Source organism: Cellvibrio sp. ATLC23, from assembly GCF_057196725.1.
The window spans coordinates 87,663-106,739 of sequence record NZ_JBXUOS010000002.1 but is presented as its reverse complement, the minus strand read 5'-3'; the positions used below and the strand labels follow the sequence as shown (position 1 = coordinate 106,739).

Genomic DNA, 19,077 nt, shown 5'->3' with positions numbered 1-19,077 from the left:
AGCTTTCTTGACGGGATAAATAGTTTTCATGACGAATTCAATATACATAAAGCGACACTTGACCATTGATGGTCAGGTTATTCATCAGGATGAAATGAAACTGTCTGGCTGTATTGTCATATTGGCGGAGCCCGGCGCGGGCAAGACGGAGTTGCTAACCAAACTTGCCGAATCATTTAATACAGCGCGTGTAAAAGCTAACGTATTTCGTCACCGGCCTAATGTGCCAGAAAGTAAAGTGTTGATTTTGGATGGGCTTGATGAAGTTGCGAAGATAGACCATTCCGCGATTGATTCTATTTTCGCCACAGCTAGCCAACTTCACCCTTTTGTCGTTGTATTTGCTTGTCGTGCTAGTGAGTGGAATGCTCCTCGGTATAAAGGGTTGATTAAAGATTTTTTTGGGGTCGAACCAACGACTTACCACCTCGTGGCATTTAATGAGGTTGAGCAAAGAGAATTTTTTCAGAGTATTGCACCTGATTATAGTTTTGAGGCTTTTTACACACAGGCACTGAGTGTTGATTTGACCCCACTGTTTGGCAATCCGCTTTTCCTACGGCTATTTGCGTTGGCATATGTTGATAATCCACATGCATTTGAGTCAAAAAGGCAAGTCTTTGAAGATGCTGTTGTCAAACTTGTTAAAGAGGATTCGGAAGAGCGTTCATCGATATCACGCCCAAGCATCGAATTCCTTACGGCTTGTGCGGAAGAAATTTTTGCAAAACTGTTGCTCTCGGGTTCTGAAGGTTTTTCGTCTGTCGAGTCGCATGCAGACCATAAGTATCCATTCCTTTACGATTTGATCAGCAAGGTTGATCGACCACAGCTTAAATATTTGATGGATACCGGTCTATTTAAACTGGCAGATAGCCCGTCCTTGCATGAACCCATTCATAGAGTTGTTGCTGAATATTGTGCTGCTTCCTATTTGGCGAAAAGAATTAACGATAATCAGGATCTTCTTAGCGTAAAACGTTGCCTCGCCATTATCGCTCCAAATGGTGTGGTCAGGCATGAATTACGCGGTTTAATAGGGTGGTTGGCTACCCTGGCTAATAAAGATACCCAAAACCTTGTTATTGCTCTTGATCCTTATGCAGCTATCGCAAATGGCGATCCTGCACAGTTGCATTCAAGCTCAAAGATTGCGCTGATTAATGCGTTGTCAGATCTGGCGGAAACCGATCCATATTTCAGGGCAAGTGATCAGTGGCGCAGTTTCAGTGCAAAAGGTTTCTTCACTCCAGAAGTGGTTGGCGCAACCACCAGTATTCTGGCGATGCCGAGAAATAAAAATCATTTAAGAGGTTTAATCCTCGAATTATTGGAGAATTCTGATCAGAGTCATCTATTCAAAACGACACTAATTGATTTATTAGTTAATGCTGAAGAGATTGAACACATTCGTAAGCTAGCGCTTAGCTGCTTGATTAATATTAAAAATGAAAGCCTATCGTGTGCCTTTACTATTTTAGTGAGTTTGGGGGATGTCTCATCGCTAGAGTTAGCTGCCACCATAGTGAAAGAGCGAGGCGTTGATCATATAGGGAAACCGATTGTTTGCTCGTTCCTAAAAACATTATCAACTTTATACCCCCATCGTCATCAGCCATTCGAAAATGTAATTGGGAAGCGGCGCTTTATTAAAACGTTAATAGAATCCTTTTCAGAAGAGGATTCCCAATGGTTTTTGGATCAATTAAGTACGCAGATGGTGTGCTCGTGTGCAGCTAAAAATGACTATGACTGCAATTGTCGTCCAGGTCTTAGTAAAGTTATGGGGCTTTTGTTGGATCGATATTTTGGAGTCAGGAAAGATCACTTTGATGCTGGCATATTGTGGCAATGGATGCGCAATCTTGTATTTCATCACTCTACCACTCCCTCTCAAAGTAAGTCTGTTGAGATTTTGCAAAATACCAAAGATTTGCGGCAGGCAATTCATTTGTGTGCACTCGGTAGCCTTAGTGATTCAGATGAAATACGTCGGCTAGGAAGCCGTTTTAATGGTTGGTTAGGTCACGCTGGTTTGTTTTTCAGGGATAATGATATTGAAAATATTATCCGCTTTTCATATGAACATGAAAATCTTAAATTGTGGAGCGCGTACTTTCAGCATCATGCACTTTATACCAAAGATAGAGGTACCAATGAGCTGAGGGCTTTAATGCGTCGGCAGGCGCGTGCTAAACCAGAGTTTATGGCCAAATGGGCTTTTCATTGTAAGAATGAGCGAAATGGAAATAAAAAAACCAGGGCAGATAATTACCGCTTTTATGGGAAGCACAGGGCTAGAAACGATAAAAGAAAAAAACAGGCTATTGATGATTTTACGGCCAATCATGAATTAATAAGGAATGGTAGACATTGGGGCTGGATAAATTATATGGCAGGGTACTATTTGTATCCTGATGAAAGAACGCAAGATTTTGATGTTGTTCCTGATGATAAGCTTATTGAAGATTCACTTTGCAATAGTATTCATTTTCTGGAACCAGATCTTCCCAGTTTGCAAAAGTTAGTTGAATTAAGAATTAATAACCAAATAATGCAGGTGGAGTTTGTTCTTTGTGCTGTTGCAGTATGTATTTATCGAAAATACAAAACTTTAGATAGTCTTAACCATGCGGCACTTGTGGTTCTTAAAGTGGCGCTAAATCGTTATTCCTCTAAATTTCGTGATGAATATAACGCAATTGATGATGAAGTCAGTCGTTGTCTATTTTTAGCTGAGAATGATAGAGAGCTTTTCTTGAGAGATTATTTTGAACCTCAGCTCGCTGCAAGTTGTGAGCATATTGATGTGGATTGGTTAAATAATCGTTCTGAGTTTAATCAATTCAAAAAGACCTTGCCGTTTGAATGGTTAAATCGTTTTCCAGATATGCCATTTCAAGTATTGGAAACGCTGTTTGCTTATTGTGCATCGGATTTTGATGGTCGGGGTGAGCTTGTACGGTTGATTGAAACTCGTTGTGATCAGTTCAAAGAATTTCAATACTGTCCTCCCACCAAAGCCCAGTTTTTACAGCGTACCTTTTGGTTTGTTAGATATTTTTATTTTGCGGATAAAGAGTGCCCCAGTTTTATTTGGGAGGGTTTGGTTTCTGATCCAAAAAAACTATTCTTATTTGAAACCTACTCAGGGCGATGGTCTCGCGATGAGTCAGAGGGGTGGCCCAAACTATCAGCATCTAAATTATTCAAAATAATAGATGCATTTTGCGACTATTGGCCTGAAGTTAATTTGCCTGGTTCATTTGGTAGTGAATCGCCAGAGGGTGAGCGTGCTTATAGGTTTCTATTAGGGTTGGTCAATAAAATAGGTAGTGATACTCCAGAGCATAGTCTACCCATTTTCAATCATTTAATTGATGGTCAAAGGTTCTCATCTTTTCGCAATGATGCATTGCACTTGAAATCGAGACTACTAAAAAATCTGGCTTTACGAGATTTTTTTGCTCCTAGTCCAAAACAAATAACGCAATTTTTGGATGGTTTTTCTATAGCCGCAGTTGAGGATTTGCGACAACTCATCATGGATAAGCTTGATGATCTGCAAAAACATTTGCACCACTCCGAAGTTGATTCGCTGAATGCATACTACAACTGTGACAAAGAAACAGGTAAATGCACAAGAGTGGATGAAAATGAAGCGCGTGATCGCATAGTAGAGTTTTTGCAGCCCCGCTGTGGCGGTTTCAATGTAATTATTGATAAAGAGCAGCACATGGCCAACAGTAATCGCTGCGATATTACTGCAAAGATTTCTATTGGAGGGCAGCAAAGGCTACTAGTGATAGAAGTTAAAGGGCAGTGGCACTCTGAACTTTTTGCAGCGGCATATGAGCAGCTATATAAGCGTTATGCGATGCATCCAAATGCTGCCGATCAGGGGATTTATCTTGTTCTTTGGTTTGGGGTTGATGAAGTAATTGCAGGGAATTTGAATCAATTTGAATCGGCACAGCAGTTACAGGAAAAACTCTCAGCCGATATGCCAACAGAGTTGAAAGGCAGGATTGACGTTTTTGTGTTGGATCTTTCTCGCCCTAATGCTGCTGTGAAACCAGCCGGAAAACGCAGAACTTCCAAGAAAAAATAGTTGTAGCGGAAAGGGCGCAGCAAGCGGCGCCTCTACGAATTAGTGTGGCTTTTTTTCGGAGGGATTTGCGCAACTGGACTCACTGGTTTTATCGCAGCCACCGCAGCCACCGCAAGCGGCGGATTTTTTAGCGGAGGGGAATAGCCAGCGGCGCACTAAAAAGTACACGGCGGCGAGGACGCATAAGCCAACAATCACTTCTTGCCACGGGATTTGCTGCCACATAATGCTTCCCCCCAATTCCAATTAGCCTACCAGTGCGCTGGCGATTTGGTACGTCGTCCAAGCGGCAAAGTAGGCGAGTGCAAATAAATAGATGGTGAAAAATGCGGTTGCTTTGGCCGAGTTGGTTTCGCGCTTTACCACGGCGATGGTCGATATACATTGCGGTGCATAGACAAACCAAGCGAGGTAAGCGTAAGCCACAGGTAGCGACCAGCTTGCCGCCAGTGCGGAGCCGAGTGCGACATCAATCGATTCTTCACCTACGGCGTAAACGGTTGCCAATGCACTCACCGCTACTTCGCGCGCGCCCATGGCGGGAATCAGTGCAATACACATCTGCCAGTTAAAACCGAGCGGAGCAAACAGCGGCTGCATAAAGTGACCGAGTTGGCCAGCAAAGCTGTAGTCAATGGCAGGCTGGGTCGCATCTGCCGGCGCACCGGGGAAGGTCGCTAAAAACCAGAGCACAATCGAGAGTGCGAGAATGATGGTGCCCACCCGGCGGATAAAAATCCACGCGCGCTCACGCAAGCCCAACAATAGGTGATAGGCCATTGGCCATCGATAAGTGGGCAATTCGAGCAGCAGCGGATACTCTTCGCGGCCACTGGCACGGCGACGCATCAGCCAAGCGATTAGTGCAGCGCTGGCGACACCGGCAAAGTAAAGTGCAAATAGGGTTAGGCCTTGTAGGTTAAAAATCCCCCAAGCTGCTTGCTCAGGAATAAACGCGGCAATGATCAGCGCATACACCGGCAGGCGCGCTGAGCAGGTCATTAGCGGTGCGACCATGATGGTGATAAAACGCTCGCGCGGGTCGGCGATAGTGCGAGTCGCCATAATGCCGGGTACGGCGCAGGCAAAACTGGATAGCAGCGGGATAAATGAGCGGCCGGATAAACCCAATCCTCGCATCGGGCGGTCAAGCAAAAACGCAGCGCGGGTGAGGTAGCCGGTATCTTCCAGCAGCAAAATAAAAAAGAACAAGATGATAATTTGTGGCAGAAAAACCAGTACACCGCCAACACCAGCAATCATCCCCTCAACGATAAAATCCTTGAGTATGCCATCGGGCAAGAAGGTGGCGACCAGATCACCAAGGCCGCTGAAGCCGGCATCAATTAAATCTACCACTGGTGATGCCCAGGCAAATACCGCTTGAAAGATCACCAACAAAATACTGAACAACACCACTAAACCCAACAGTGGATGCATCACCAAAGAGTCGAGGCGATCCTGCCAGCGCGGCAAATGAGCCGGTTGAATCACATGTTGGCTGATGATGCTTTCGATCTCGGCGTAGAGCGCCTCTACCGATTCCTGACGGTCGCTCAGAGTGAGTGCTTGCTCGCCTTCGGGCATCGCTGGCTGCTGGGCATAGTCATCCAACACCTTGCGCAGATCGGCTACACCTTGACTGTTAACCGCCACAGTTTCGATAATCGGCATGCCAATGGCATTGGCTAATGCGGCGGTATTGATGCTGATGCCACGGCGTTTGGCTTCATCCATTTGGTTCAGCGCAAGAATGATCGGGCGATTGAGGCTTTTAAGTTCCATCACCAAACGCAAGCCTAAACGCAGGTTGCAGGCGTCGATCACCGCGATCAACAAATCCGGGCGGCGCTCGCCAGCTAGTTGACCGAGAATCACATCGCGCGCGACTTGTTCGTCGGGCGAGGTGACAAAAAGGCTGTAGGTGCCGGGTAAATCGAGCAGTTCGGCGGGGTGCGCTAAGCCAGTCACCATACCGGAGCGGCGCTCAACGGTCACACCTGGGTAGTTGGCAACTTTGGCGCGGGCGCCGGTTAGGCGATTAAATAAGGAGGTTTTGCCGCAATTGGGGTTGCCAATCAGCGCGAAGCGAATAGGGGTGGACATTATTGCTACCTGAAAAAGGCCTGGTTAGTTATTAAATGGCTAGGCTTGAATCAGCTCAACACAAATTTTGGCGGCTTCTGCGCGGCGCAAGGCAAACTTGGTGCCGTTGACCTGTACCGCGAGCGGGTCGGAACCCAGCAACCCAAAGCCGATTACCTTAAGTGGTGCCCCCGGTAAAAAGCCCAGCTCTTTTAAGCGCAGGCCGACACGCTCATCTTGTGCACCAAATAACGGCTGTTCAATCAACCCTGTTACTCGCACCGTTGCACCTTTACGACATTGATCAAGGCGAAGTGTAAGAGGGTGCGTATTGGCAAACACGGCAGTATTCATAGATAAGCTCATTGCGAATGTAAATGAGAGTGATTATTAGGAAGGATACTGTATTTGCCCCCAAGCCGCAATTTGCGCTTGGGGCTTTTGTGTACTTTGTGTGCCTCAGTCATTAGTCATTACCTCAATTCCTAAATTGTTCTGTCGTAATTCGGCTGACGGCTGCGAATAGGGCGGAACTGGTGCATGAGAAGACTGTCACCTTATAGAGGTTTAGGCCATAATCCTGCAGCTCTGTTAATTATTAACAGGCGTTGCCATATAAAGTCGCCAACTAAAAAGGTATTGCTATGAGTGATGACTATCAACCGCGCAAAAATTCATCGACCACTATGATTGTTATCGTGGTGCTGGCCTTGATTGCTGTTGCGGCTGCCTTCTTCTTTTTACGTAATGATGCACCAGTTGCATCACAAACTGTCAGTACGCCGGTAGCTGTGGCGCCACAAGTTGCCGCCGTGGCCACCAGTTCGGCAGCGCCACTGGTTGAATATGTACCTCCCCAACCGGTTGTTGAAGTCGAACCCTTGCCAGCCTTAAGCGAAAGTGACAGCAGCATTTTAGCTGCGCTGCAGCAGTTGCGCGGTGAGGGCTTGGTGAAGTTGTTGGTGCCGCAAGAGGTGCTGCGCAAATTCGTATTGGCGGTCAATAATGTGGCTGAAGGCAAAGTCATTCATGAATACCGCCCTGTGGTATCGCCACCACTGCCTTTTATCTCAGAAACTTTCTCGGTCGTGATTGAAGGCTCTGCTGCAGATCAGGAGCGTGTCTCTCCCAATAATTTTCAGCGCTACGAGCCTTATGTAACCACTCTGGCATTGATTGATAGTGACGCCGCGGTTGCGGTGTATCGCCGTTTTTATCCGCTGTTAGAAGAAGCATTTCGCGAATTGGGTTTAAAGAAACCCAACTTCCACAGTGTGATGGTTGCCGCTATCGATAATATTTTGGCCGCCCCCGATGCGCAGGGCGACCTGTTGTTAGTGCGCCCGAAAGTGTTCTACCAATATGCAGATCCCGCACTCGAAACTATGCCGCAAACCCACAAGCTGATGTTGCGTATGGGCCCTGAAAACGCGCGCAGTGTTAAGGCAAGTTTGCGCCAATTGCGGGCACGCATTGTAGATTAGCGACGCAAATTTGTGCGCCAGTCATTGGCGCTATTCGTAACTAAAAGCCGCCTTTGCGCGGCTTTTTTATTGCCCCCAGTTTAATGTGTGTATTTTGGTAATCCTTCCTATATCACCGAAAAATATATTTTTTTCGCTGTATGTGGCGACAATGGTACCTAATTATTTGATTTCTAAGAAAAACCTACAAGACTCTAAGTGATTTGTTTGTGTAACGTTGTTTTACATTGCCTTACAAAGCCGTTGACAACGTTGTCCTGTGTGAGTAGTGTTGGTTTATCGACAACGTTGTCTTGTGTCCCCAGTTGTTGAAAAGTTAGTTCATCATTAAATACACACAAATGCCAAGTCACGGGAGAATAACCATGCGTAACAAGTTAAGTGATGCGATCAAGCTGGCCAATAAGAGTGCACTGATGCTCGGTTCGGTAGCCGCTGTCGCCATGATGGGTTTTGCAGTTACTGCCAATGCACAAGGTGCAGGCGCAGAGCCAGAAGAAGTATTGGTAACAGGCATTCGCGGCGCGTTGAAAAACGCTGTTGATATCAAACGTAACTCTACTGCGGTAGTAGATGCTGTATCGGCAGAAGATGTGGGCAAGTTCCCTGATTCAGACATAGGTGAGTCACTTGGTCGTGTTCCAGGTGTAACTGTTGGCCGTGCTTTTGGTCAAGGTGCCTCTGTATCTATTCGTGGAGCTGCACCACAAATGACATTGACTCAATTGAATGGTCAAAACGTTGCTTCTACCGGTTGGTACGATCAGCAAGCTATCGACCGTAGCTTTAACTACTCCTTGCTGCCATCACAATTGGTTGACGGCATGGAAGTTTACAAATCATCACGAGCTGATTTGAACGAAGGTGGTATCGGCGGTACCGTTATAGTTAAAACTCGCAAGCCGCTGGATATGGACGCTAACACTGTTTACGTGGGTGCTAAGGCGCGCTCTGGCACTATTAGCGATGATGTTTCTCCAGAAGTTTCTGGTTTGTATAGCTGGAAAAATGATTCAGAGACTTTCGGTATTCTGGTTGCAGGAGCCACTGAAAATGTAGATTACGTACGTCGTGGTACTGAGGCAGATTACCGTTGGTGGGATGATGTTTCCCCAACTACTTTCATCCAGGAGCGTGAGCGTACAGCATTGGATGTAACTGCACAGTGGGCTCCTACAGATGAATTGACCTTTGGTGTGCACTATTTGTCTTTGGATTTGAAAGCCAATAACACTAACACCAGTACTTACATCTTTTCTGCTTTGGATCAGTCTTCTAACTATACTTGCTCTGAAACTAACGCTGCCGGTGTTTGTGTCAAGAATACAACCAAGAATCCAGTTCGTGGTGACTTGACTGCTGGTTGGGCGAGTGGTGCTTTGGGAACAGAGACCTTCAACCAAACTTGGGGTCGTATTGCGAGCATGGACTCTGAAACCTTCGATGTTAACGCTGAATACGCTGGCGACTCATTCAAGGTAACTGCCAGTATGGGTAACACCAAGGCTGATGGTGGTACTGACTTAACTACCAACTTCTCGCACTTTGCCAGCTTGGGTGACTACAACATGGCACTGTGGGCAGGTAGCATCGATGCTTCCGGTAAGAAAATTAAGATCAATGCTACATCTGATCTGAACATGACTTTGGACAACTACCGTGATAAAGCAGCCGCTGAATCTTGGGCTGTAAAAAGAGGGCCAAACTCAGACGAAGAGAGCTATGCTCAAGTTGACTTCGAATTTGATCTTGATCTTGGTGCAATCAAATCCTTCAAAACTGGTTTCCGTACTACCGACCACGATGTAGAGAAGTCTTCTGATGCGGCGGTGTTTGGGAAGATAAATCCTGAAACTCTTAAGGCGGGTTATCAGCAGTTAAACGATACGTCTATGTTTTATAGCGGTACCTTTGAGGTGGGTTCTCATGGCTTCAAAGCGCCAAAACCAGTACTGGGTGCAATGGTTAAAGCAACTCTGGCAGATGTAACTGACTGGAAAGAGGAGCGTGCAGGTTATGCTGCGCTGAACGAACAAAACGATGCTTTGTACGGTATGTTCACTTTTGAAGCTGATGCCGTTAGAGGTGACTTTGGTTTACGTTATATCAGCAGTGAAATCACTGGTAAGTCATATGCATTGGATGGTACTCCGCTGGCTGCTGGCGATTTAGGTCAAAATCTCTATTACAGCACTAACAAAACATCTGTTAGCGAAGACTATGATGATGTGTTGCCAAGCTTGAACGTAACCTTTGATCTGACTGATGACTTGGTGTTGCGTACTACTGCTTCGCAAGCAATCAGCCGCGCAAACTACAATGATATGTTCACCAATGCGGGCCAAACTGGTTATGAGGATTCAATTCCAGGTAACGAGCGCCTGACTACTGGTAATGTTGGCTTGAAGCCAATGAAAGCTTCCCAGGCGGATCTTGGTTTGGAGTACTACTACGGTGACGGTAACATGTTGTCTGCGACTTACTTTGTTAAGTCAATTAATAACTTTGTAACCAGCGATATTCTAGTAAACCAATCTGTTGGTCTGGTAAGCCCAGATAGCGGCGTGGATAACTGGGAAGTAGTCACCATGAGAAACGCTGGTGGTGGTGAAATCGATGGTATCGAACTGCAAATTAACCATGCGTTTGATAATGGCTTCGGTATCGCTGCAAGCTACACCTATGTAAATGCTAATGCGCCATTGGAAAGCTATACGGATCGTCTTGGTGTATTCACTGAATCCTCTAAAGACAGTGTGAACTTGGTAGGCTACTGGGAAAATGATGAGTTCTCTGCTCGCGCTGCATACAACTGGCGTTCAGAGTACATGATTCGTGAAACTGGTTACTACGGCAACCGTATGCACGATGACTTCGGTTCATTGGATCTTAGCTTGGGCTGGAATGTAACTGATAGCATAAGCATCAGTTTTGAAGCGACCAATATTCTTGAGGAGGATGATGTTCAGTATGGCGGAGCCGAATTCTGGGCTGCAGATTACGGCACCAAGCGCCCTCTGTTGGAAGGCTTCCCTGCTTGGTCATTTGAAGGTGAAGCGAGTTATATGCTGGGCGTAAGCTTCAAGCTTTAATTGCCAAATAGCTGAGTAATTAAAAAGCCCAGCTTATGCTGGGCTTTTTTGTTGTAAATATTTGTGGCAGGTGATCCATGAAAATTAAACGCGTAGCAATTGTCGGTGGTGGTACGGCTGGGTGGTTGGCGGCAAATCATCTGGGGGTGGAGTTAGCTCGTGACCCTGAAATTGAAATTACGTTGATTGAATCCAAAGATATCCCGATTATCGGGGTGGGAGAGGGAACCGTTCCGCAAATAAAAGCGACATTAAAGAAATTTGGTATTGCAGAAGTTGAGTTGCTTTCCTGCTGCGATGCAACCTTTAAACAAGGTATTAAGTTTGCAAACTGGATGGATGCAGATAAACACGGCCATAATCATTTCTATTACCATCCCTTTAGTTCCCCTTTCCCATCTGGATACGATGTCACCAATTATTGGCTTAACAATACGGCTGATTTTGAGTTTTCCAGATTGTCGGAAATTTATTCAGTGGCAGAGCTGAATCGCTCGCCCAAGCAAAAATCATCGCCACCCTATGTAGGGGCGGTCGATTATGCCTACCATTTTAATGCAGTAAAATTTGCAGAATTATTAGCGAAAAATGCCCGCGAAAAATTTTCTGTCAGGCATATAGTTGAAACTATTGAGCAAGTAAAAATAAAATCAGATGGCAATATTGATGGTTTTGTTTATGCCGATGGAAGAACAGAGGTGTTTGATTTTTTTGTCGATTGCTCTGGTTTCTCATCGTTGCTACTGGGGAAAACGCTAGCGGTTCCGTTGTTAGATAAATCCGCACAAATATTAACAGACGCGGCCTTGGCACTTCAGGAACCGATTGCTGAGACCGATGAGATAAAACCTTACACCATGGCCACCGCGCATAGTGCGGGTTGGATTTGGGATATCCCGCTCACCCAGCGCCGCGGAATTGGTTTTGTTTACTCGTCCCAACACATGAGTGAAAGTGAAGCGGTCGCCAACTTTTCTGATTATATGGGGCGCGATCTGCAAAATGCTAATCTGCGAAAAATTCCTATGGCAATTGGCTATAGAGAATCTTTCTGGCTGAAAAACTGCGCTGCATTGGGGCTGGCGCAAGGGTTTGTGGAGCCCTTGGAAGCAACATCAATTTTAGTGACCGATTTTGCGGCATTGCAGTTGGCGCGAAATTTCCCCAAGTTTGCAGATGACATTCCCTTGGTCGCTGATTACTGCAATAAAGTAATGCGCTACACCTGGGAGCGTGTGATTGACTTTGTTCAGTTGCATTATTTGATTTCAGATAGGCGCGACTCTTCTTTCTGGCGAGAGAGCACTGAAAATAGGGTGGTTTCTGATATTTTGCAGGAGCGCTTGGCAATGTGGACTATCGCCCCGCCTAAAAAATCCGACTTTTTTAGCGCGTTTGATATTTTCGGAGTGGAAAATTATTTATTTGTTCTTTATGGCATGAACTACCCAACCCGTCCCGGGGTGATGGCATTGCCAGAAAAAAATAGATCGCAAGAGTTGGTGCGGCAGGTGCAAGAAAAATCTATGCAAATGGGCGATGCTTTATTATCGCATCGCCAATGGCTGACAGAATTAAAAAGGGCGCTTGATTCCCGTTAATTGCCATTATCGGTTTCAAAGTAAAATAACAGGCTATCCTTGAGGCTCGCTATGGTTAATGATTCACTCAGTTTGCAAATTCTGCGTATGGGCGATGAGAATAATAAAATACTTTGTTTTGATGATTTTCTTGCGGAGCCAATGCAATTGGTGGACTTTGCTCAGCATGCAACCTTTGCGCATTACGCTGCAGCAGTGCAGCGCAAAGGTTATCCCGGTGTGCGTACTGCGGCACCGGCGGGACTGGGCGAGCAAATAAGGGCTCAGCTTGAACCCATTGTGAAGCGTGAATATAACATTCCTGCGGAGCGAAAAATAAAACCGCTGCAAGACGCCATGTGCATGATGACGGTACCTGAAGTAGAGCTGGGGCCGCTGCAGCGAATCCCGCATTTTGATGCGAGTAGTCCATACTTTTTTGCAACACTTCTCTATCTGTGCGATGAGCAACATGGAGGTACGGGATTCTATCGTCATAATCACACAGGGTATGAAGCTATAACTCCCGAGCGGTCAGAGCAATACTTGGATATTTCTTACGATGAATTAAATAGCAAAAAAACAGAGCGGCGCTATTTTTCAGAGTCCAATGAGTTATTCACAAAGGTTGGTTTTGTGCCTGCTAGATTTAATCGCCTGTTAGTGTACCGCGGCAATATATTGCACTCAGCCAATATTCTATCAAGTCTCAGTCTTAATCCTGATCCCCGGGTCGGGCGCTTAACAGCAAATATATTTTTTAGTTATGACGGATAAAATTAATTGTTGTTTTTCTTGCGCAAAATTGTTGTCTGTATTCACGGTGCGCTGGTTTGAAGTTGGCTGCAGATTTTCTTTTTTCGGTTCTTCGCCGGCTGTTTTTTTACATTTGATTGGGTGAGTGCAAAAAAGTCAAAAATCCCTTTGACAACGTTGTCCGAAGGGCGTAATCTAAATCTGTCCGATGATGAAAGCCGCGCTTGATAACTCTCCTTGTCAAGCAAGGTATCATGGGGCATGAGTTCTCTAGAGCTGTAGTAGTGGTCTTGTGGTTAGTGTCCTGTGGGGCACTAACCTTTTTTAACTCTCTGCTATCATCATAGTTTAATTGAGAGCTCTATCTTGTTCATTGGATGGGTCGAATTCTGAATGTCTGGTTGTTATCTAATTAGCTGGATATTTGCGCTAAAAATAAAGAGGTAGATCATGGCAAAGATGCCACTCGGCGAACAAACCTTGTATATAGGGATTGATGGCGGCGGCACTAAATGCCGCGCAAGTATCATGACCGCAGATTTGCAAGTGCTGGGTACCGGCGTCGGCGGCCCTGCCAATCCTTTTCAAGGTGTTCAACAAGCCAAAGACTCTATCCGCACCGCTGCTGAGCTGGCGCTGATCGATGCCGGTTTGCCACCGTCAGCGATGGGCGAGTTAATCGCAGGTGCTGGTCTTGCCGGCGTTAATGTTCCGAGTCTTTATGATGTGATGTCAGCTTGGGAACATCCCTTTAAAGAAATGTATCTCACCACCGATCTTCATATTGCCTGCCTGGGTGCGCACAATCGTGATGAAGGTGCGGTGATGATTTGTGGAACTGGCTCCTGTGGCTATTCTTACGTGGGTGATCAATCGCTGTTTATTGGTGGTCATGGCTTCCCTATAGGCGATAAAGGCAGTGGTGCCTGGATGGGCTTGCAAGCTATTCAGGCAATTTTGCTTGCGTCCGATGATTTGGGGCCGCAAACCAGTTTAAGTAAATCCATTGGCGATTTTTTGCAAGCCTCTGGTGTCATGATCGTTGACCGCATGTTTGGTGCTAAACAAGGTGATTACGCCAAGTTTGCTATTTTTGTGGTGGACGCCGCCGATGCCGGTGACGCAGTTGCCATCAGTATTGCTAAAGAAGGTGCCGCTTATATGAGTGGCATTGCGCGCAAGCTCTGGGCAACCAGCCCTGGGCGTATGTCGATCATCGGTGGTCTTGCGCCGCGTCTTATTCCCTGGATGGAACCAGAGATGTCTGCCCACCTTTCTCCCGCTTTATACCAACCGGAATTTGGCGCCGTGTATTTCGCCAAGCAGCGTTTCAAGCTAGCCAATAATAATCAAAGTGTTTTAGCCACCACTATTTAACGCGAGAAATAGATCATGAATAACGAAGCTGTAGCTATTCACGTGCCGCATACCAATGAAAGAGGTTCTGCACTTCCTTTGGTGATGATTGCGGGTTTGTTTTTTATTTTCGGATTTGTCACTTGGCTGAATGGCTCACTGATGCCATATCTGGAAATTGTATTAGCGCTGACGCCATTTCAAGCTTCGTTTATTTTGTTTTCTTTTTATATTGCGGTAACGGTTTTTTCGCTGCCATCTTCCTGGGTTATCCGTAAAGTTGGTTACAAAAATGGTATGGCAATTGGTTTAGGGGTGATGGCATCTGCTGCGTTTTTATATATTCCCGCAGCAAAAACCCATTGGTTTGGTTTATTTTTAATTGCTCAATTTATGATGGGTGCCGGGCAGACACTGGTACAGACAGCGGTAAATCCCTATGTTGTAAAAATGGGGCCAGAAGAGTCTGCTGCACGCCGCATTAGTTTAATGGGAATTCTCAATAAGTCTGCCGGCATTGTTGCTCCCTTGGTATTTACTGCCTTAATTTTAGGGGGCATGTCCGGTCACCCGACTACCACTCCTTCGGCTGAAGAAATTGAACAAATGGCCAATAATTTGGTGATGCCTTACATTTATATGGGGCTGGTGATTGGTGTTGTCGCGCTTCTGGTGCGTTTGTCTTCGTTGCCCGAGCTGGTATCAGAGGAAGATAAAGAAGAAAAATTACCTCTGCGCGGTGCACTGCAATTTCCAAATTTGGTATTGGGTGTAATTGCATTATTCCTTTATGTTGGTGTTGAAGTTATTGCTGGCGATACGATTGGTGCTTACGGTCGCAGTATTGGTTTTAGCAATTTCTCTATTCTCACCTCTATCACTATGTCCTGTATGGTGTTTGGATACATTTTGGGAATATTGTTAATTCCGCGCGTGATCTCGCAACAAAACATGCTGCTTGTTTCTTCCGTCCTGGGTGTATTCCTTAGCTTGAGTATTGTGTTTGGCAGTAATGAATCAACCTCAATTTCATCACTGTTTGCCTTCCTTGGCGTCCCGTCAATCCCTAATACCATTCTTTGTATTGCCTTGCTTGGTTTGGCAAATGCGATTGTGTGGCCCGCCATTTGGCCCTTGGCATTAAGTGGTGTAGGCAAATACACAGCGACCGGTTCTGCGCTGTTGATTATGGCAATCGCCGGTGGCGCGGTATTGCCCGTAATAATGGGCGCATTGTCAACCGTTATAGATCGCCAAACCGCTTACATTGTGATGACACCTTGCTACCTGTTCCTTCTCTTTTATGCAGCTAAAGGATACAAACTGCGCAGTTGGAAATAGTTTTTACCTGGGGTTTTTCCGCTGGACTGTTCCACACAGATAGCACTATTAGATCAGCTGCGAGGTATCCGATGGTCAAGCAACGTTTTCTAGCTTTGGATGTCATGCGTGGTTTGACCCTCGCGTTGATGATTTTGGTAAACACTCCCGGTTCTTGGGAGTTTGTGTACGCGCCGTTGCTGCATGCAGATTGGCATGGCGCAACGCCCACCGATTTTGTTTTCCCCTTTTTTATGTTTATTGTCGGCTCTGCCATGTACTTTTCAGTGCGTGGCCTGAGCCAGTTAACCTTTGCCGAGCAATCCAAAAAAATTCTACGCCGCGCCGCGCTGATGTTTTTAATTGGTGTGTTGCTCGCTGCTTATCCCTTTACTGAAAGTCTTGCGCAGTGGCGAGTGATGGGCGTACTGCAACGTATCGCCATCGCCTACGCTTTTGCGTCATTTATTATTTTGTATTTTGGTTTTAGCGGGCGCGTAATCATCAGTGCAATTCTATTGATTGGCTATTGGGGTTTGTTAAATCTTTCCGCTGACCCTTACAGTTTGGAACACAGCATTGTGCGCCAATTTGATTTGAGTGTTTTGGGCGCGAGTCATTTATGGCAGGGCAAGGGCATACCATTTGACCCTGAAGGAATTTTGAGTACCTTTCCTGCCATAGTGAATGTGATTATCGGTTTTGAAGCCGCGCGGGTTTTGCTCGCAAGTGAAGATAAACAGCAAGCATTGAGTAAATTATTTGTGGCGGCACTGGCGTTAATTGGCGCAGCGATATTGTGGAATACGGTATTCCCGATTAATAAATCCCTGTGGACCAGCTCGTTTGTTTTACTGACTTGTGGTGTGGCGATTTTGCTGTTGATTTTACTGGTCAAGATTGAGCAGTCAGCTGCAGCCAATGCGATTAAGCCGGTGTATCACTTCTTTGAAATTATCGGTAAAAACCCGCTCTTTATTTATGTGTTGTCCGGTGTTTTGGCAACTACGTTGTATTTAATTCCTGTGGCAGGCGAATCTGCTTATGCAGCGCTTTATGGCGTGTTCCGTAGCATTGCCGATCCTTATTTTGCATCGTTACTTTTTGCGCTGTTAATGGTGGGGGTTTTATGGCTCGTTGCATGGGTTTTACATAAGCGTAACATTATTATCAGCTTGTAGTTTTCCGATTAATTTGATGCGACAAAGTATTTTTACAGGTGTTGTTTAAAGGTGCTGTTATGAACCAAGCGTTAGTAGGTGCACGCATTTTTACCGGCGAAGAGTTTCTGGATAATTATGCGCTAGTGATTGCAGGCGAGCAGATTACCGCGCTGGTTCCTGTTGCTGGGCTGGATCAAAACATTCCGCAAATTTTGTTGGATGGCGGTGTAATTGCACCGGGATTTATTGATTTACAAGTCAACGGCGGCGGTGGCGCTTTTTTTACGAACGATACCAGTGTCAATGCTATTCAAACCATGTTGAATGGTCATCGTCCAACTGGCACCACCTCGCTGTTACCTACCTTGATCAGCGACACCCGCGAAGTGCATCAAGCTGGTGTTAAAGCGGTTGCGGATGCGGTCGCTGCGGGAATAAAAGGTGTTTTAGGCGTTCATGTCGAAGGGCCATTTTTTGATATGGCGCGACGCGGTGCGCACAACGAACGTTATATTCGCGTAATGGAACAGGCAGATATAGATTGGCTGGTGGCCTCGGTAAAAGGCCAGCACAATTTTAAAGTCATGCTCACACTTGCACCTGAGCATGCGGCGCCCGGTCAAATTAAACAATTAACCTCCGCAGGTGTGGTGGTTTGCGCTGGTCATACGGATGCACATTACGAATCAGTGGTAAACGCCTTAAAAGAGGGACTCTCTGGATTTACCCATTTATACAATGCGATGCGCCCAACTACTGGCCGTGAGCCAGGTGTTGTTGGTGCAGCCTTGGAAGATGCAAATAGCTGGTGCGGAATTATTATCGATACCTATCACGTGCACGCTGCCTCTGCGCGCATTGCCTGCGCGGCAAAACCCAGAGGTAAAATTTATTTAGTAACCGATGCTATGTCCACTGTTGGTTCGTCAGAAAAATCATTTCAAATTTATGGCGAAACGATTTTTGAAAAAGATGGTTGCCTTGTCAATGCTGAAGGCCGTTTGGCCGGCAGCGCAATTGGTATGATTGATGCGGTGCGGTTAAATACTGAATGGGTGGGCATGGAGTTGAGTGAAAGTTTGCGTATGGCGTCACTTTATCCTGCTGAATATATGCAGGTTGATAATTATTTGGGTCGTATTCAACCGGGTTTTCGTGCGGACTTGGTGCACTTTACCGATGATTATCGCGTGACTCACACCTGGATTGCGGGCGATTTTTTACGGCACGGCTAGGTGTTGAAAAATTTAGTTTTAGATGCTTTTTGTTATTTTTATTCGGTCAATACCACTCACTGGAGTGTTCAATGAAAGTTGTTATTTTGAAAGATGCTGCTGCGGTTGCTCAATACGGCGCAAATATTTTTATTAAACAAATTAGCCGCAAACCTGATTCAGTGTTGGGTTTGGCAACTGGCTCAACGCCGGTGGCGCTTTACAAAGAATTAATTGAAGCTTACAAAAGTGGCCGGGTTTCTTTTAAGAAAGTTAGCAGTTTTAATCTGGATGAATATCTGGGTTTGCCGTCGAATCATCCGCAAAGCTATCGCTTTTTCATGAATCAACAATTATTTGATCATGTGGATATAGATAAAGCCTCTACCTTTGTTCCACCGGGTGATGCGGAAGATCCATTTACTGCTTGTGCACTATACGAAACGGCGATCAAGCAAAAAGGTGGGATTGATATTCAGTTGCTGGGTATAGGCCGCAACGGTCACATAGGTTTTAATGAGCCATCATCATCGTTAATGTCGCGCACGCGTATCAAGACCCTGACTCGTGCAACCATTGATGATAACGCACGCTTTTTTGGCCCAGACGAATATCAACCACATTTATCCATCACCATGGGCATTGGTACTATTCTCGAATCTAAAAAAGTGGTGCTGTTGGCGACCGGTGAAAATAAAGCGGAGGCAATTAAAGCGACGGTAGAAGGCCCGCTGACTGCCGCATGCCCTGCGTCGGCTCTGCAACTACATGAACAAGTGGTATTGGTAATCGATGAGGCGGCGGCGTCTCTACTCTCGGATGTTGACTTGTACAAACACATCGAAATTGAAAACCAAAAATTACTGGAGCGACTAGGTCGCGCGTAATTTTTTATCGTTACGGCTATAAAGCAAAA

The 19,077-nt window shown here is 45.8% G+C and carries 13 protein-coding genes; 10 read left to right on the top strand and 3 right to left on the bottom strand.

Annotated elements, in window-relative coordinates; all coding sequences use genetic code 11:
• Nucleotides 1–58 precede the first annotated feature (58 nt).
• The gene (locus AC2CG4_RS03460) at nucleotides 59–4,111 is read left to right on the top strand and encodes an NACHT domain-containing protein (RefSeq protein ID WP_484484939.1); all 4,053 of its coding nucleotides are present in this window, start codon (nucleotides 59–61) and stop codon (nucleotides 4,109–4,111) included.
• A 39-nt stretch (nucleotides 4,112–4,150) separates the two neighbouring features.
• Here AC2CG4_RS03460 and AC2CG4_RS03455 read toward each other — a convergent pair whose 3' ends face one another.
• The 3 genes from AC2CG4_RS03455 to AC2CG4_RS03445 are packed head-to-tail and all read right to left on the bottom strand — an operon-like array spanning nucleotide 4,151 to nucleotide 6,550.
• A complete protein-coding gene (locus AC2CG4_RS03455; protein WP_484484938.1) occupies nucleotides 4,151–4,336 on the bottom strand; it encodes a FeoB-associated Cys-rich membrane protein in 186 nt (61 codons plus the stop codon).
• A gap of 21 nt (nucleotides 4,337–4,357) precedes the next feature.
• Nucleotides 4,358–6,217 carry a ferrous iron transporter B gene (gene feoB / locus AC2CG4_RS03450; protein WP_484484937.1) on the bottom strand — a complete coding sequence of 620 codons (1,860 nt, stop codon included), beginning with the start codon at nucleotides 6,215–6,217 and terminating at the stop codon, nucleotides 4,358–4,360.
• Between the two features lie 39 nt (nucleotides 6,218–6,256).
• Complete coding sequence (locus AC2CG4_RS03445) at nucleotides 6,257–6,550, bottom strand: FeoA family protein (protein ID WP_062063483.1); 294 nt, start codon at nucleotides 6,548–6,550, stop codon at nucleotides 6,257–6,259.
• 290 nt (nucleotides 6,551–6,840) lie between these two features.
• Here AC2CG4_RS03445 and AC2CG4_RS03440 point away from each other — a divergent pair, with 290 nt between their 5' ends.
• The 9 genes from AC2CG4_RS03440 (at nucleotide 6,841) to nagB (ending at nucleotide 19,048) form a co-directional block, all read left to right on the top strand.
• On the top strand, nucleotides 6,841–7,680 hold the full coding sequence (locus AC2CG4_RS03440; RefSeq protein ID WP_484484936.1) for a DUF3014 domain-containing protein: 840 nt from the start codon (nucleotides 6,841–6,843) through the stop codon (nucleotides 7,678–7,680).
• A gap of 365 nt (nucleotides 7,681–8,045) precedes the next feature.
• Nucleotides 8,046–10,772, top strand: coding sequence for a TonB-dependent receptor (locus tag AC2CG4_RS03435; RefSeq protein WP_484484935.1), 2,727 nt, complete (start codon nucleotides 8,046–8,048; stop codon nucleotides 10,770–10,772).
• Nucleotides 10,773–10,849: 77 nt separating this feature from the next.
• On the top strand, nucleotides 10,850–12,373 hold the full coding sequence (locus AC2CG4_RS03430; protein WP_484484934.1) for a tryptophan halogenase family protein: 1,524 nt from the start codon (nucleotides 10,850–10,852) through the stop codon (nucleotides 12,371–12,373).
• 51 nt (nucleotides 12,374–12,424) lie between these two features.
• Nucleotides 12,425–13,129 carry a DUF6445 family protein gene (locus AC2CG4_RS03425; protein WP_484484933.1) on the top strand — a complete coding sequence of 235 codons (705 nt, stop codon included), beginning with the start codon at nucleotides 12,425–12,427 and terminating at the stop codon, nucleotides 13,127–13,129.
• A 429-nt stretch (nucleotides 13,130–13,558) separates the two neighbouring features.
• A complete protein-coding gene (gene nagK, locus AC2CG4_RS03420; RefSeq protein WP_484484932.1) occupies nucleotides 13,559–14,485 on the top strand; it encodes an N-acetylglucosamine kinase in 927 nt (308 codons plus the stop codon).
• 15 nt (nucleotides 14,486–14,500) lie between these two features.
• Nucleotides 14,501–15,805: an N-acetylglucosamine MFS transporter NagP gene (nagP, locus tag AC2CG4_RS03415; protein WP_484484931.1), complete on the top strand. Its 1,305-nt coding sequence runs from the start codon at nucleotides 14,501–14,503 to the stop codon at nucleotides 15,803–15,805.
• 71 nt (nucleotides 15,806–15,876) lie between these two features.
• A complete protein-coding gene (locus AC2CG4_RS03410) occupies nucleotides 15,877–16,965 on the top strand; it encodes an acyltransferase family protein (protein ID WP_484484930.1) in 1,089 nt (362 codons plus the stop codon).
• A gap of 59 nt (nucleotides 16,966–17,024) precedes the next feature.
• The gene (gene nagA, locus AC2CG4_RS03405) at nucleotides 17,025–18,182 is read left to right on the top strand and encodes an N-acetylglucosamine-6-phosphate deacetylase (RefSeq protein WP_484484929.1); all 1,158 of its coding nucleotides are present in this window, start codon (nucleotides 17,025–17,027) and stop codon (nucleotides 18,180–18,182) included.
• 71 nt (nucleotides 18,183–18,253) lie between these two features.
• Nucleotides 18,254–19,048, top strand: coding sequence for a glucosamine-6-phosphate deaminase (gene nagB, locus AC2CG4_RS03400; protein WP_484484928.1), 795 nt, complete (start codon nucleotides 18,254–18,256; stop codon nucleotides 19,046–19,048).
• Nucleotides 19,049–19,077 lie beyond the last annotated feature (29 nt).

Coding starts and splice junctions, on each gene's coding strand:
- nagB (WP_484484928.1), top strand. CDS start 18,254: ATGAAAGTTGTTATTTTGAAAGATGCTGCTGCGGTTGCTCAATACGGC.
- AC2CG4_RS03440 (WP_484484936.1), top strand. CDS start 6,841: ATGAGTGATGACTATCAACCGCGCAAAAATTCATCGACCACTATGATT.
- nagK (WP_484484932.1), top strand. CDS start 13,559: ATGGCAAAGATGCCACTCGGCGAACAAACCTTGTATATAGGGATTGAT.
- feoB (WP_484484937.1), bottom strand. CDS start 6,217: ATGTCCACCCCTATTCGCTTCGCGCTGATTGGCAACCCCAATTGCGGC.
- nagP (WP_484484931.1), top strand. CDS start 14,501: ATGAATAACGAAGCTGTAGCTATTCACGTGCCGCATACCAATGAAAGA.
- AC2CG4_RS03435 (WP_484484935.1), top strand. CDS start 8,046: ATGCGTAACAAGTTAAGTGATGCGATCAAGCTGGCCAATAAGAGTGCA.
- AC2CG4_RS03430 (WP_484484934.1), top strand. CDS start 10,850: ATGAAAATTAAACGCGTAGCAATTGTCGGTGGTGGTACGGCTGGGTGG.
- nagA (WP_484484929.1), top strand. CDS start 17,025: ATGAACCAAGCGTTAGTAGGTGCACGCATTTTTACCGGCGAAGAGTTT.
- AC2CG4_RS03410 (WP_484484930.1), top strand. CDS start 15,877: ATGGTCAAGCAACGTTTTCTAGCTTTGGATGTCATGCGTGGTTTGACC.
- AC2CG4_RS03445 (WP_062063483.1), bottom strand. CDS start 6,550: ATGAATACTGCCGTGTTTGCCAATACGCACCCTCTTACACTTCGCCTT.
- AC2CG4_RS03425 (WP_484484933.1), top strand. CDS start 12,425: ATGGTTAATGATTCACTCAGTTTGCAAATTCTGCGTATGGGCGATGAG.
- AC2CG4_RS03455 (WP_484484938.1), bottom strand. CDS start 4,336: ATGTGGCAGCAAATCCCGTGGCAAGAAGTGATTGTTGGCTTATGCGTC.